This is a genomic window from Fluviibacter sp., assembly GCF_057744235.1.
In genome coordinates this window covers 1-13,440 of sequence record NZ_JBIJFP010000012.1, presented here as the reverse complement: position 1 = coordinate 13,440, position 13,440 = coordinate 1, and the positions used below count along the sequence as shown (strand labels likewise).

The window sequence follows — 13,440 nt, the reverse complement described above, 5'->3', positions numbered from 1 at the left end:
ACGGTCTTAGGCAGACTTGCGCAGGCCGCCAAACTTCTGACGGAACTTCTCAACGCGACCAGCGGTATCGACGATCTTCTGCTTGCCCGTGTAGAACGGGTGGCAGTTCGAGCAAACTTCAATGTTCAACGCCTTGTTCATGGTCGATTTGGTCGTGAACTTCTCACCACAGGAGCAGGTGACTTCGATATCTTTGTATTCGGGGTGGATGCCAGACTTCATTTGTAAGAATCCTAGTTGAGTTACACCGATCCGGCGATTGTGGCGGGATCACTTAAGCTTTTAATTATCGCTGAATTTTCAATCGATTGCAATGGCTTTGAATAACAGGGCTTAGCCACGGCGCATGGCGTCGAAGAATTCGGCGTTGTTCTTGGTGGCGCGCACCTTGTCGAGCAGGAACTCCATAGCCTCGAGGTCGTCCATCGGATAGAGCAGTTTACGCAGCACCCAGATCTTCTGCAGGATTTCCTGCGGAATGAGCAGTTCTTCGCGACGGGTACCCGAGCGGTTAACGTTGATCGACGGATACAGACGTTTTTCCGACATCTTGCGATCCAGATGGATCTCCATGTTGCCGGTGCCCTTGAACTCTTCGTAGATCACATCGTCCATACGGCTGCCAGTGTCGATCAGTGCCGTGGCGATGATGGTCAGGGAGCCACCTTCCTCGATATTACGGGCTGCACCGAAGAAGCGCTTCGGCTTTTGCAGCGCGTTGGCATCGACACCGCCCGACAGTACCTTGCCAGAGGCCGGCTGCACGGTGTTGTAGGCACGGGCGAGGCGGGTAATCGAGTCGAGCAGAATGACCACATCTTTTTTGTGTTCGACCAGGCGCTTGGCCTTTTCAATGACCATTTCCGCCACTTGGACGTGACGTACCGGGGGTTCGTCGAAGGTGGACGCAATCACTTCGCCGCGCACGGAGCGCTGCATTTCGGTCACTTCTTCCGGGCGTTCGTCAATCAGCAGCACAATCAGCACCACATCCGGGTGGCTGGCGGTAATGGCGTGCGCAATATTCTGCAGCATGACCGTCTTACCCGACTTGGGCGAGGCGACCAGCAGACCGCGCTGGCCTTTGCCGATGGGCGCCACCATGTCGATGATGCGCGAGGTCAGGTTTTCTTCGGTCTTGCTGTCGCGTTCCAGACGCAGTGGCTGGTTCGGATGCAGCGGTGTCAGGTTTTCAAACAGGATCTTGTTCTTGCAGGCATCCGGCGCTTCGCCGTTGATGCGGTCGACCTTGGTCAGGGCAAAATAACGCTCACCTTCACGCGGCATGCGGATTTCGCCTTCCACAGTATCACCGGCGCGCAGGTTGTAGCGGCGCATTTGCGACGGGGAGACGTAGATGTCGTCCGAGCTGGCCAGGTACGAAGACTCTGGAGAACGCAGAAAACCGTAGCCTTCCTGCATCACTTCCAGGCATCCGTCACCCCAGATCGTTTCGCCGGATTTGGCGTGTTCCTTGAGAATGGCAAAAATCAACTCCTGCTTGCGCAGGCGGTTGGCGTGTTCGATACCTGCCGTGGTGGCCGTATCAATCAGATGGCTGACATGCTTTGACTTGAGTTCGGAAAGATGCATAGAAATGAGGTGCAGGAAAGAGGGATCTTCAGTCACAGTGGCGCACAGTGAGAGTGCAAAATGCTTGTGAGCGGAAGAGAGGCGCTTGTAGGCAAGCGGCACGCAATTGACGTCAACGACACATACGTCGGTTCAATCGCAGTCTGGCCGGAGTTGCTCCGTCAGATTTAGAACGGGTCTGGCTAGGGTAGAACAGATAACGCGGGTGCTGCAGGTGAAGCGGGGTGGAACGCATACGCATTCCACCCATTAAATCTTACAGGTGGCCGTCCAGGAAGGCAACCAGCTGCGATTTGGAGAGCGCACCCACCTTGGTGGCTTCGACCGAGCCGTTCTTGAACAGCATCAGCGTCGGAATACCACGTACGCCAAACTGGGCTGGCGTCTGCTGGTTTTCATCAATATTGATCTTGGCGACTTTAACTTTGCCGGCGTATTCCTTGGCGATATCGTCCAGAATCGGAGCGATCATTTTGCAGGGACCACACCATTCGGCCCAGAAGTCGAGCAGGACGGGTTCAGACGAGTTGATCACATCGTCGGCGAAAGAACTGTCAGATACGTGGACAATATGTTCGCTCATAGCGCATTGCCTCAAAGGAATAAGTGAATAAGGAATCCGTAATATGCCTGTTTGTGCGCAACGACACAAGACAGACGTGCGCAGTTTGCCGCAAGACGGCATAATGGGCAAGATGTCGAACTGAAAGTTATTCAATCTCGAGGAAATCATGACGTACGTTGTTACGGATAACTGCATCAAGTGTAAATACACCGATTGCGTGGATGTATGCCCCGTGGACTGCTTCCATGAAGGCCCCAACTTCCTGGTCATCGACCCGGACGAGTGTATTGATTGCACCCTGTGTGTGGCTGAATGCCCGGCAGAAGCCATTTATGCCGAAGATGACGTCCCGGCAGGGCAGGAAAGCTTTATTGCACTGAATGCCGAACTGGCTAAAAACTGGCCGGTGATTTCCGAACGCAAGGATCCGCTGCCGGATGCGGACACATTTAATGGTCAGGCCGGTAAACTGGCTGATCTGGAACGCTAATTACAGGAATTTGTAGAGCATGCTGGTTAAGGAAATACTGAAACTCAAGGGCAATGTCCTGTTTACGACCCATTCAGGCGCCAGCCTGGCGAAAACCATTGATGCACTAACCGAGCATGATGCCGGTTCGCTGGTGGTGATGGATGGCGGTGAGATGACCGGCCTGGTCACCTTCCGCGAAGTACTGCAGGCCGTGGCCAGAACCAAAGGCGATCTATCGGCCCTCTCGGTGGCTGATTTCAAAGTGCACAACCCGGTGGTGGCACGCCCGGACATGCCGATCGAAGCTGTGCGCGAGTTACTCGTCAGCCATCACCAGCGTTACGTACCGGTGATGGATGGCAAAGTCCTGATGGGCGTGGTCTCGTTCATGGACGTGGCTAAAGCCGTTCTGGATGAGCAGGGTTTCGAGAACCGCATGCTCAAAAATTTCATCAAGAACTGGCCGTCGGAAGACGCCAACGATTAGATTTTCAGTCGATTGGCATTGGCGATCAGCACCGCCAGCACACACGAGGCCATACGGGTTTCGGCATTGTCGGCCCGCGATGTCAGAATAATCGGCACACGGGCACCCAGCACAATGCCGGCCGGTACAGCGCTGGCCAGATATTCCAGCTGTTTGGCGACCATGTTGCCAGATTCGAGATCCGGCACAACCAGAATATCAGCCATGCCGGCCACTGCCGACTTGATACCTTTGGTCTGAGCGGCTTCAAGCGAGATGGCATTATCAAAAGCCAGGGGGCCGTCCAGAATCCCGCCTTTAATCTGGCGACGATCCGCCATTTTGCACAGGGCGGCGGCATCCAGCGTTGACTGAATCTTCGGGTTGACTGTTTCTACTGCCGACAGAATGGCCACGCGGGGTTCTGGCGTGCCCAGAATATGCGCGAGTTCAATCGCATTCTGGATGATATCGGCCTTGGCCATCAGATCCGGATAGATATTGATGGCCGCATCAGTAATCAGCAACGGTTTGGCGTAGGTCTGCACATCCATACGGAATACGTGCGACAGTCGACGTGCCGTACGCAGGCCGGTGTTGCGATCCACCACGGCACTCATCAACTCATCCGTATGCAGGCTACCTTTCATCAGGGCATCTGCTTCACCCTTACGCACCAGCTCAACCGCAATGCGGGCGGATTCCTGGCTGTATGGTGTGTCCACGATCCGGTAGGCGCTGACATCTAAACCGAGAGCATGCGCTAGCTGACGAATGCGTGCCTCGGGGCCAACGAGAATCGGGCAGATCAGGCCACGCATAGCAGCGAGCAGGGCACCTTTCAACGACTCTTCATCACAGGGATGCACGACGGCGGTGGCTACCGGGTCCATGCCATCGGCCAGGGCCAGAAAACGTTGAAAACGCTCGTCACGATTCGACAGCGTGGCTTCAGGCACGCACAGACGCTGGCGAATGATCTTTTCATTCGGTGCCAGAACTTCCAGTGTGCCGGTGACGGCGCGCAGACCATTGGCCAGCGTGACTTCGGCATCGAACAGCACATGTTGCGTCCGTTCATATTTGCGTTCGACCGTGATCTTGAAGTTGACCGTATCGCCGACCGTGACCGGGCGTAGATAGCGCAGATTCTGATCCACGAGAATGGTGCCGAGACCGGGAAGTTCACTCCCGAGCAGATTAACCAGCATGGCACCGGACCACATGCCATGGGCAACGACCTCCCGATAAATACTGCTGTCTGCGAACTCCGGGTCGAGCATGGAGGGGTTCGCATCACCCGTGGCTGCGGCAAAGAGCCGCAGATCGTCGATGGTCACCGTTTTCGTAATAGCAGCACTATCACCCACCTTCAGTTCGCTGAAGGGATGGTTTTCAACAGTACCGCCGCAGAATTTATCGAAGTTCAGTGCTTGAGACATGTCGGATCCGGATCAGAAGATCAGTAGAGAATATGACGACCACCGTCAACCACAATAACATCCCCCGTAATGCCACGGCCAGCCGGACTCGCCAGTAGTGTGGCCAGGGCGCCCACTTCTTCAATGGTCACCAGGCGACGCAATGGGGCATGTTCAACGCTGTCCTGCATCAGGTGGTCGAAATCCATAATGCCGGAGGCCGCACGGGTTGCGATGGGGCCGGGGGAAATGGCGTTTACCGAGATGTTTTTCGGACCCAGTTCGGCGGCCAGTGAGCGGGTCGCCGATTCCAGGGCTGCTTTGGCCAGCCCCATGATGCCGTAATTGGGTGCAACACGGTTGGCCCCTTCGTAGCTCATGGTCAGCAGCGCGCCACCCTCAGTCATAAGCGGCGCGGCATGACGGGCCAGGCGGATCAGACTGTGGCAGGAGATATCCATGGCGCGGGCAAAGCCTTCACGGCTCGTATCCAGCACTGGGCCATGCAGATCATCCAGCGGTGCGAAGGCGATCGAATGCAGGATGAAATCCAGGTGTCCCCAATCTTGGCTGATTTTTTCGAAGAGTGCGCCCATCTGGGCATCGTTTTCCACGTCCAGAGCTTCGATGAGCGTGGCATCGACGCTTTCCGCCAGCGGACGGACATGCGGCTCGGCTTTGGCATTGAGATAGGTGACGGCCAGTTCCGCGCCAGCAGCGCGGAAAGCTTCCGCGCAGCCCCAGGCAATGCTGTGTTCATTGGCGATACCGACAACCAGGCCTTTCAGGCCCTGCAGTGAGGTGTTCGAGAGGTGTAGGGACATGCTGACATCCTGAAAACAAAATTGGATAGCTGTTATGTTGCGCTGCAACGTTGTTAAGTGCAAGTGCCGAGCCGTTTAAAGGCGTGAATTCGGCGTGAATTTTTTGTGACAGACCGTCGACCACTCGCGGATAATGCGGTCCATGAATGTTCCTGAAGCCCTAACAGCAGCGTCGACAACCGAGCAGCGTCATTACATGACGCCGGGCGGTCACCGTCGCCTGCGCGATGAACTGGAGTTCCTGGTCAAGACCGAGCGTCCCAAAATCGTTGATATTGTCTCCTGGGCGGCCTCGAATGGGGATCGCTCGGAGAATGGCGATTATCTCTACGGCAAAAAGCGACTACGCGAGATTGACCGGCGGATCCGCTTTCTGATGAAGCGCCTGGAGCATGCCCATGTGGTGGATCCGGGGGCGCAACAGCATCGCGATCAGGTGTTTTTTGGCGCAACCGTGGTGGTCTGTGATGAAGATGGTGACGAATGCACCTACAGCATTGTCGGTATCGATGAAGCTGATCCCGCCAAGGGCTGGATTAGCTGGGTATCTCCCCTGGCGCGGGCCTTGCTCAAATTACGCGAGGGCGATGTCGCCCGTTTTGCCAGTCCGCTGGGTGCGCGCGAGCTGGAAGTACTGGAGGTCCGCTACGAATCACTGGTCATGGCGGCTTTTGACCCCGAGACTTGAATTTCCTGGTATCGCCACCAGTTAACTCCCAACGCTTTTTATTTTGTTGATCCTTTTTTTGCAAAAAAACAGAAAACCATGACCAATCAGACACAAACCGAAACCAAAGCATTCCAGGCCGAAGTCAAGCAGCTGCTGCAGCTGATGATTCATTCGCTGTACTCGAACAAAGAGATTTTCCTGCGCGAGCTGGTCTCCAATGCGTCCGATGCCTGCGACAAGCTGCGCTACGAAGCGCTGGCCAACCCGACCCTGTTTGAAAACGACCCGGAGCTGGGGCTGCGCATTCTGGTTGATGCCGATGCCAAAACCATCACCATTGCCGATAACGGCATCGGGATGACCAAGGATGAAGCGATTGCCCACCTAGGCACCATCGCCAAATCTGGCACCAAGGAATTTTTCTCGGCGCTGACCGGGGATGACCAGAAAGATGCCAACCTGATTGGTCAGTTCGGTGTGGGCTTCTATTCCTCCTTCATCGTCGCCGACAAGGTCACCGTCCGCAGCCGTAAAGCCGGCGCCGCCGCCAATCAAGGGGTGGAATGGGTGTCCAGCGGCGAGGGTGATTACACGGTTGCTGACATCGATCATCCGGCCCGCGGTACCGAAGTGATTCTGCATCTGCGTGCCGAGCAGGAAGACCTGATTAACGGCTGGAAAATCCGTGAAATTCTGCGCAAGTACTCGGACCACATTGCCTTGCCGATTCGCATGGCCAAGGAAAGTTGGGATGAAGAGACTAAGGCTATGAAGGCCACGGGTGAAGAAGAAACCGTTAACCAGGCCAGCGCACTCTGGGCGCGCGCCAAGAGTGATGTCACCGAAGATGAATACAAGGCCTTCTATCAGCATGTCGCTCACGACTATCAGGAGCCGCTGTCCTGGGTACACGCCAAGGTCGAAGGCCGTCAGGAGTACACACAGCTCCTGTACATCCCGGCACAAGCGCCGTTTGATCTGTGGGACCGTAGCGCCCGTCATGGCATCAAGCTGTATGTGAAGCGCGTCTTCATCATGGACGATGCCGAACAGCTGATGCCCACCTATATGCGCTTTGTGCGCGGCGTGGTCGATGTGGCCGATTTGCCGCTCAACGTGTCGCGTGAAATCCTGCAGGAAAGCAAGGACATCGAACAGATCCGTTCCGGTTGTACCAAGCGCATCCTCGGCTTGCTGGAAGACCTGGCCGACAACCAGGCGGAGAAGTACACCACCTTCTGGAACCAGTTCGGTCAGCTGCTCAAAGAAGGCGTTGGTGAAGACCATGCCAACCAGGCACGCATTGCCAAGCTATTGCGCTTTGCCACCACCAGCACCGATAGCCCCGAACAAAGCGTGTCGCTAACAGAATACGTCTCGCGCATGAAGCCGGGTCAAGACAAGATTTACTACGTCACGGCCGAGACCTTCCAGGGCGCCAAAAATAGCCCACATCTGGAAATTTTCCGCAAGAAGGGCATTGAAGTGCTGCTGCTGTCAGATCGTGTGGACGAATGGCTGGTCAGTCATCTGCGTGACTTTGACGGCAAGGCACTGCAGTCCGTGGCCAAGGGTGGCCTGGATCTGGGCGACCTGGAAGACGCCAGCGAAAAGCAGGCCCGTGCCGAAGCCGAGTCGTCGGCCAAAGATCTGGTCGAGCGCCTCAAGAAATCGCTGGAGTCCAGGCTCAAGGACGTGCGTGTGACGCATCGTCTGACGGATTCACCGGCCTGTCTGGTAGCCGACGAGCAGGATCCGGGTGCCAACCTGCAGCGTATGCTGAAGATGATGGGACAGAGTGCGCCGGACATCAAACCGATTCTGGAGATTAACCCGCAACACCCGATGCTCAAGAAGATGGAGTTGCTTCCCAACGAGGGCGGCCACTTTGATGACTACGCGTCGGTGCTGTTTGATGAGGCCTTGCTGGCCGAAGGCGGGCAGATCGATGATCCGGCCGGCTTTGTCCGCAAGATCAATCGTCTGATGCTCGGTTGATATTGGCTTAAAGCTTTGAACTATGCCACCTGCGGGTGGCGTTGTTCATGGTGCGGGGCAAATTGCCTCAATCCTTAACTGCGGGCGATCCACCCCGTTGTAATGATTGATTTCCAGCGCGTAGGCGAGTGTGTCCTGTTCATCGGGGATCGTGGTGTCGTTAAAGCGGATGGCATCCATCCGGCTTTGCCCACAACCCAGCGTTAGTTTCAGATGCTTGTCCTGGAGTAGACGCGACTCCAGAATCCTGAAACTATTGGCAAAGATGGGTGCCGGAAAACCCTGGCCCCAGATCTCCTCCGATAGCAGGCGGGCGGTATTCAGGGTCAGCTCACTGTCGACTAACGGGCCATCAATCGCCAGGCTATGACTCCGGGCCTCCATCGGCAGAAGTTGATCCACCAGGTCGTCAAACGCCTGCTGAAAGAGGCTGAAATCGCTTTCACGGATCGTGAGTCCGGCAGCCATGGCATGGCCGCCGAATTTAAGAATCAGCTCCGGGTACTGTTTGGTCAGGTGATCCAGGGCGTCGCGCAGATGCAGGCCGGGAATCGAACGGCCGGAGCCCTTGATCTGACCGCTCCCATCGCCGGCAAACACAATGGTCGGACGGTGCATCTGTTCCTTGATGCGTCCGGCCAGAATGCCGACCACGCCCCCGTGCCAGTGCGGGTTGTACAGGCTGATACCCGCCGTATTGGCAATATCCAGTTGCCCCAGAATACGCGCTGCATCAGTCTTCATCTGATCTTCCACCGAGCGGCGTGCCAGATTGAGCTTGTCCAGTTCCTTGGCGAGGTGCAGTGCCTCGCCAATCTCCTCGGCGAGCAGACAGCGAATGCCGATACGCATGTCGTCCATACGGCCGGCCGCATTGAGGCGCGGGCCGAGCAGAAAACCCAGGTCGCTGGCTTGCGCCCGATCCGGTTGTTTACCGGCTACGGCGTAGAGCGCCAGAATGCCGGCACAGCAACGGCGCTGACGAATTCGCTGCAGGCCGTTGGCGACCAGAATCCGGTTGTTGCGATCCAGCACCACCACGTCGGCAATGGTGCCCAGGGCCACCAGATCAAGCAGGATGCCCAGATTGGCCTGCTCGGCCTCTGCCCAGCCGCGTTGACGTAATACCTGACGCAGCCCCATCAGCACGTAGAGCATGACACCCACACCCGCCAGATTCTTTGATGCAAAATCACAGCCCGGTTGATTGGGGTTCACAATCGCATCGGCATCGGGCAGTGTCGCGCCCGGTAAATGGTGATCGGTAATCACCACCTGCATGCCCAGTGCTTTGGCACGTGATACACCGTCAATACTGGCGATGCCGTTATCAACGGTCATTAATACATCCGGTGCGGTGCCTGGTGCTTGAGCAACCAGGTCCACGATGGCCGGTGTGAGGCCGTAGCCGAGCTTGAAACGGTCTGGCACAAAATAAGTCAGACGTTCCGGAGCCAGGCCAAGCATGCGCAAACCTTTCACCGCAACAGCACAGGCGGTGGCGCCATCGGCATCGTAGTCGGCCACAATACAGATCCGCTGGCCCTGCATGATGGCGTCAGCCAGAATGCGGGCCGCGGCATCCATCCCCTTGAGGCCACCGGGTGGGAGCAGATCGGCCATCTGCGTACTGATGTGCGCCGTCTGGCTAATGCCGCGTGCCGCATAGAGTCGGGCGAGTAGGGGATGAACGCCGCCCTGTTCCAGTTGCCAGGCGGTGCGCTCCGACCAGGCGCGCTGCTTGAGCATCACCATGATTGAATCAGTGTCGCTAGATCCGGCTGCGGAGTCTGGCGACCCAGAAGTCGTTGCCACAGATTTGGATGCAGTCCCTTGTGGTGTCTGTCGAGCGACCAGCAATGGGTCGCGAGTTCGCTTGTGGTCATCAGCCTGAGCTGTGCCAGCGTGCCATCACGTAACTGGTTCAGTGCCGGTGTCAGCCATGTCTCGATGAGCTGCTGCACCTCTGCTTGCCAGGTGTTCAGATCATCACTGGCAACGGCGTGTGTGAGCGCCGTATTCAGGATCAACGACGAGGTCGCCGTATCTCCAGTTTTCGGGTTATAAGGCGTATGGGTAAGACTACATAGTCCCTCAAGCAGTGCATCCTGACCGATGGCGCGTTCAAATCGGGAAGTTTCCGGCATGTTTGTCGGCAAACCTCCCAGGCCCCACGGCCAGACACTGTTAATGACAGGTAAGCCGCGCAGGTCGCGATCCAGATTGACGGGATGCTGGCTCAGGCACATTTGAATGCGGTTGATCCAGCGTAAACCATCACGACCCAGTAATTGGCGAGATTCGTCGGCGTCAATACGCCGGCCCAGGACGCGGCTGCAAGCGGCAAGATTCGGCAGGTTTTCCGTGGATAGAGCAGGCTCAAAATACCAGTGACGGTTACCAGACTCGTTGGGGCTCGGGAAAAAGCGTCCTTCGTCGGCAAATTCTTCGTTCAGGCTCTGGATCAGTGCCCGGGTTTCGTCAGCGGAAGGCCTTATCTGTTCAAGATCGCTCAGGACCAGATACTGTTGCACAAAATCCAGATTGACTGGATCAGCACACAGAAGCAGGCGATCATCAACAGTGCCGGGGTCGTGCGATTCTCCCAGCAGGCGGCAGGCGGCCAGTGGCGCGCCAGGGTCAACTAAACCGAATTGAGCTGCCAGTAGGCTTTGCCAGGAGTCTGTCGGAGAAAGCGGCGTAGATTGGTGGGTCGCCAGACGGAATATCTGGGCCAGCGTTTGTTGGTATTCGAAGTTGAAAGCGCCGGTGTTGTCATGGTCCGGCCAGAGCAGATCCGGTACGAAAAGGGTCAGTAGCATGGCGCGCGGTTGTTGATCAGGCTGTGTGAAGCGATCCAGAATAGTTCTTGAATCGAGTGTAGCATAGCGGTCTTATGCATTTTTTGTGCTCTGTGCGCATCGGATTGTGAAAATACCTTTTCAGTTACTCATCGGATTACGCTATGTCCGCAGTCGCCGGCAGATTGGCCAGGACAACCGTTTTATCTCCTTTATCTCCGGCCTCTCGATGGTCGGCATTGCGCTCGGGGTGGCCGCGCTGATTGTCGTGCTGTCGGTTATGAACGGCTTCCAGAAAGAGTTACGCTCACGCATTCTCGGCGTTACTTCGCATATCGAAGTGGTCGGTATGGATGGCGCCCTCCAGAACTGGCAACAGGTGGCGACGCAGGCCCGCACCGTGCCGCAGGTACTGGCTACCGCGCCGTATGTGCAGGGTCAGGTCATGCTGAACGGCCGTAGCCAGGAAGCGGGTGATGGCCCGGTATTCCCCGGTAGCGGGGTGCGCGGTGCTGTGATCCGCGGCATTGATCCGCAACAGGAAAACACGGTTGCCGACTTCAATACCCACATGAAGTCCGGCACACTGGATAGCTTGCAGCCGGGCGCCTTCCGCATCGTACTGGGCAGTGATCTGGCGCGTGCACTGGGGGTGACCGTGGGTGATCGGGTGACCGTCATCGCGCCCGAAGGCGTGGTGACCCCAGCGGGGGTGATTCCGCGAATCAAGAGTTTCGAGATCAGTGGTGTTTTCGAATTTGGCATGTTCGAGTACGACAGTGGTCTGGCGCTGATTGATCTGCAGGATGCGCAGGTGCTATTCCGCCTGGGGCAAACCGTGACGGGCGTCCGCCTGAAGGTGGATGATCCCTTTAAGGCACCGCAGATTGCGCGGGCCATTGCACCTGAACTCAGTGAACCGGCGTATCTCATCGACTGGAGCCGTAAGCACGCCAACTTCTTCCGGGCCGTGCAGATTGAAAAGCGCATGATGTTCCTGATTCTGTTCCTCATCGTGGCGGTTGCCGCTTTTAATATTGTGTCGACGCTGGTCATGGCCGTGACCGACAAGCGGGGAGATATCGCCATCCTGCGCACGTTGGGGGCTAGCCGGGGTAGCATCGCCCTGATCTTCATGGTGCAGGGTGCCCTGATCGGCCTGATTGGTCTGGGCCTCGGCGTTGCCGGTGGGGTGGCGCTGGCCCTGAATATTGATACCGTTGTGCCGGCCATTGAACGTCTGTTCGGCATTCACTTCCTGTCACGCGAGGTGTACTTCATCTCCGAGTTGCCCTCCGATCTCCAATGGGACGATGTGATTACCATTTCCATCACTGCCTTTGTGCTGACGCTGCTGGCGACGCTGTATCCCAGCTTGCGGGCAGCGCGTGTCCAACCGGCGGAGGCGCTGCGTCATGAGTAATCCTGTTCTGTCCTGCCGTGCCCTGGGTAAGGTCTATGTCGCCGGTGCCGAAGATGTCTGCGTGCTGAATGATGTCTCCTTCGATCTGGCTGCCGGAGAGTCTGTTGCCATTGTGGGTGCTTCGGGCTCCGGTAAAAGTACCTTTCTGCATCTGCTCGGCGGCCTGGATCAGCCCACGTCCGGTGATGTGCAGATTGCCGGACGCAGTTGGCTGACCATGTCGGAGAGGGAGCGGGGCCTCTGGCGTAACCGCCACATGGGCTTTGTCTACCAGCACCATCATCTGTTGCCGGAATTTACTGCCGTTGAAAACGTGGCGATGCCGCTCTATGTGCGCGGGTTGCCGAAAACCGAAGCCGATGCTGAGGCACGGGAATGGCTAGAGAAAGTCGGGCTGGGTCATCGCCTGCAGCACACACCGGCGGCACTGTCCGGCGGTGAGCGCCAGCGTACGGCCATTGCTCGCGCCCTGGCCAGTCGCCCGTCCGTAGTGCTGGCCGACGAACCCACCGGGAATCTTGATCGACAGACGGCGCAGCAGGTATTTACCCTGTTCCGCGAACTGAGTGTTGAATCCGGTGTGGCCTTCGTGCTGGTCTCGCACGACACGGGCTTGGCTGCACAGCTGGATCGCGCCCTGAGGTTGCAGGATGGGGTGCTGACGGATGCGGCCTGACTGAGTCGGCCCCGGTGCCCATCCCGTTAATCGCCTTTGCGGCAGGGGTATTGTCCTGCCAGTTGCTGCCGGCGATACCGGATTGGCCCTGGTCTCTGTTACTGGCTATTAGTCTCAGTCTCTGGGGGATCGGATTCTGGCGATTCAGGTGCTTGGGCAGGCAGACAACACAGTCGACCCCGGGTAAATCCGGTACGCGCATCCTATTCGCTCTGGCCGTGTTCGCGGCGGCATCCGGCGCAAGCTATACCTGTTGGCGCAGTGCGGCCGTTCTTTCAGACACGCTGCCCGAGGCGGCCATGGGCCGTAATCTTAAGATCACCGGCGTGGTTGACGCCTTGCCGGATCGCACGCCCCGCGGCCAGCGTTTTCAATTTCGGGTGGAACAGGTTGATTCGCCTTTTCATGTGCCGGAGCGCATACAACTTTCGATCTGGTTGTCGCCCCGCGAAGGGGAAGACAATGCAGTGAGTGGCTTGCAGGGGTTGCAACCGGTCAGGGCGGGCGAGCGTTGGGCTTTTACCGTGCGCC

General features: G+C 57.2%; 14 protein-coding genes. 7 read left to right on the top strand and 7 right to left on the bottom strand.

The genetic code is table 11. The features are described 5' to 3' along the window. Window positions 1-6: 6 nt before the first annotated feature. From rpmE to trxA, 3 genes are all read right to left on the bottom strand, one after another. A complete protein-coding gene (rpmE, locus tag AC3GOJ_RS07160) occupies window positions 7-222 on the bottom strand; it encodes a 50S ribosomal protein L31 (protein WP_488236779.1) in 216 nt (71 codons plus the stop codon). Between the two features lie 111 nt (window positions 223-333). Further along, on the bottom strand, window positions 334-1,593 hold the full coding sequence (gene rho, locus AC3GOJ_RS07155) for a transcription termination factor Rho (protein WP_488236820.1): 1,260 nt from the start codon (window positions 1,591-1,593) through the stop codon (window positions 334-336). 256 nt (window positions 1,594-1,849) lie between these two features. Then, window positions 1,850-2,176, bottom strand: a complete 327-nt coding sequence (trxA, locus tag AC3GOJ_RS07150) for a thioredoxin TrxA (protein ID WP_488236778.1) — start codon at window positions 2,174-2,176, stop codon at window positions 1,850-1,852. Window positions 2,177-2,324: 148 nt separating this feature from the next. Here trxA and fdxA point away from each other — a divergent pair, with 148 nt between their 5' ends. Both fdxA and AC3GOJ_RS07140 read left to right on the top strand, forming a co-directional pair. Continuing rightward, window positions 2,325-2,648, top strand: a complete 324-nt coding sequence (gene fdxA, locus AC3GOJ_RS07145; RefSeq protein WP_488236777.1) for a ferredoxin FdxA — start codon at window positions 2,325-2,327, stop codon at window positions 2,646-2,648. Window positions 2,649-2,667: 19 nt separating this feature from the next. Further along, window positions 2,668-3,117 carry a CBS domain-containing protein gene (locus AC3GOJ_RS07140; protein WP_488236776.1) on the top strand — a complete coding sequence of 150 codons (450 nt, stop codon included), beginning with the start codon at window positions 2,668-2,670 and terminating at the stop codon, window positions 3,115-3,117. Here the strand turns inward: AC3GOJ_RS07140 and AC3GOJ_RS07135 are convergent. After that, complete coding sequence (locus AC3GOJ_RS07135) at window positions 3,114-4,538, bottom strand: bifunctional enoyl-CoA hydratase/phosphate acetyltransferase (RefSeq protein ID WP_488236775.1); 1,425 nt, start codon at window positions 4,536-4,538, stop codon at window positions 3,114-3,116. The two genes, AC3GOJ_RS07140 and AC3GOJ_RS07135, sit on opposite strands and share 4 nt — an antisense overlap. 20 nt (window positions 4,539-4,558) lie before the next feature. Beyond that, window positions 4,559-5,341 carry an enoyl-ACP reductase FabI gene (fabI, locus tag AC3GOJ_RS07130; protein WP_488236774.1) on the bottom strand — a complete coding sequence of 261 codons (783 nt, stop codon included), beginning with the start codon at window positions 5,339-5,341 and terminating at the stop codon, window positions 4,559-4,561. Between the two features lie 142 nt (window positions 5,342-5,483). Between fabI and greB the strand changes: the two genes are divergently transcribed. Beyond that, window positions 5,484-6,029, top strand: a complete 546-nt coding sequence (gene greB, locus AC3GOJ_RS07125) for a transcription elongation factor GreB (protein WP_488236773.1) — start codon at window positions 5,484-5,486, stop codon at window positions 6,027-6,029. A gap of 78 nt (window positions 6,030-6,107) precedes the next feature. After that, window positions 6,108-8,009 (top strand): molecular chaperone HtpG, encoded by a 1,902-nt coding sequence (gene htpG / locus AC3GOJ_RS07120; protein WP_488236772.1) that lies wholly within the window; start codon window positions 6,108-6,110, stop codon window positions 8,007-8,009. A gap of 45 nt (window positions 8,010-8,054) precedes the next feature. On the opposite strand, the gene recJ is transcribed toward htpG, so the two are convergent. Together recJ and AC3GOJ_RS07110 are read right to left on the bottom strand one after the other, a co-directional pair. Next, a complete protein-coding gene (recJ, locus tag AC3GOJ_RS07115; RefSeq protein ID WP_488236771.1) occupies window positions 8,055-9,764 on the bottom strand; it encodes a single-stranded-DNA-specific exonuclease RecJ in 1,710 nt (569 codons plus the stop codon). Beyond that, the gene (locus tag AC3GOJ_RS07110) at window positions 9,758-10,831 is read right to left on the bottom strand and encodes a hypothetical protein (RefSeq protein ID WP_488236770.1); all 1,074 of its coding nucleotides are present in this window, start codon (window positions 10,829-10,831) and stop codon (window positions 9,758-9,760) included. Before AC3GOJ_RS07110 ends, recJ begins: the two co-directional genes overlap by 7 nt. 112 nt (window positions 10,832-10,943) lie before the next feature. Here AC3GOJ_RS07110 and AC3GOJ_RS07105 point away from each other — a divergent pair, with 112 nt between their 5' ends. From AC3GOJ_RS07105 to AC3GOJ_RS07095, 3 genes are all read left to right on the top strand, one after another. Beyond that, complete coding sequence (locus tag AC3GOJ_RS07105; RefSeq protein ID WP_488236819.1) at window positions 10,944-12,233, top strand: lipoprotein-releasing ABC transporter permease subunit; 1,290 nt, start codon at window positions 10,944-10,946, stop codon at window positions 12,231-12,233. After that, window positions 12,226-12,909: an ABC transporter ATP-binding protein gene (locus AC3GOJ_RS07100; protein WP_488236769.1), complete on the top strand. Its 684-nt coding sequence runs from the start codon at window positions 12,226-12,228 to the stop codon at window positions 12,907-12,909. The genes AC3GOJ_RS07105 and AC3GOJ_RS07100 overlap by 8 nt, the downstream gene beginning before the upstream one ends. Window positions 12,910-12,923: 14 nt before the next feature. Then, on the top strand, window positions 12,924-13,440 hold a 517-nt coding region (locus AC3GOJ_RS07095), incomplete at its 3' end, for a DUF4131 domain-containing protein (protein WP_488236768.1).

What these genes read in the sequence shown, in the direction of transcription:
- rpmE (WP_488236779.1), bottom strand. Translation starts at nt 222, where the DNA reads ATGAAGTCTGGCATCCACCCCGAATACAAAGATATCGAAGTCACCTGC.
- rho (WP_488236820.1), bottom strand. Translation starts at nt 1,593, where the DNA reads ATGCATCTTTCCGAACTCAAGTCAAAGCATGTCAGCCATCTGATTGAT.
- trxA (WP_488236778.1), bottom strand. Translation starts at nt 2,176, where the DNA reads ATGAGCGAACATATTGTCCACGTATCTGACAGTTCTTTCGCCGACGAT.
- fdxA (WP_488236777.1), top strand. Translation starts at nt 2,325, where the DNA reads ATGACGTACGTTGTTACGGATAACTGCATCAAGTGTAAATACACCGAT.
- AC3GOJ_RS07140 (WP_488236776.1), top strand. Translation starts at nt 2,668, where the DNA reads ATGCTGGTTAAGGAAATACTGAAACTCAAGGGCAATGTCCTGTTTACG.
- AC3GOJ_RS07135 (WP_488236775.1), bottom strand. Translation starts at nt 4,538, where the DNA reads ATGTCTCAAGCACTGAACTTCGATAAATTCTGCGGCGGTACTGTTGAA.
- fabI (WP_488236774.1), bottom strand. Translation starts at nt 5,341, where the DNA reads ATGTCCCTACACCTCTCGAACACCTCACTGCAGGGCCTGAAAGGCCTG.
- greB (WP_488236773.1), top strand. Translation starts at nt 5,484, where the DNA reads ATGAATGTTCCTGAAGCCCTAACAGCAGCGTCGACAACCGAGCAGCGT.
- htpG (WP_488236772.1), top strand. Translation starts at nt 6,108, where the DNA reads ATGACCAATCAGACACAAACCGAAACCAAAGCATTCCAGGCCGAAGTC.
- recJ (WP_488236771.1), bottom strand. Translation starts at nt 9,764, where the DNA reads ATGGTGATGCTCAAGCAGCGCGCCTGGTCGGAGCGCACCGCCTGGCAA.
- AC3GOJ_RS07110 (WP_488236770.1), bottom strand. Translation starts at nt 10,831, where the DNA reads ATGCTACTGACCCTTTTCGTACCGGATCTGCTCTGGCCGGACCATGAC.
- AC3GOJ_RS07100 (WP_488236769.1), top strand. Translation starts at nt 12,226, where the DNA reads ATGAGTAATCCTGTTCTGTCCTGCCGTGCCCTGGGTAAGGTCTATGTC.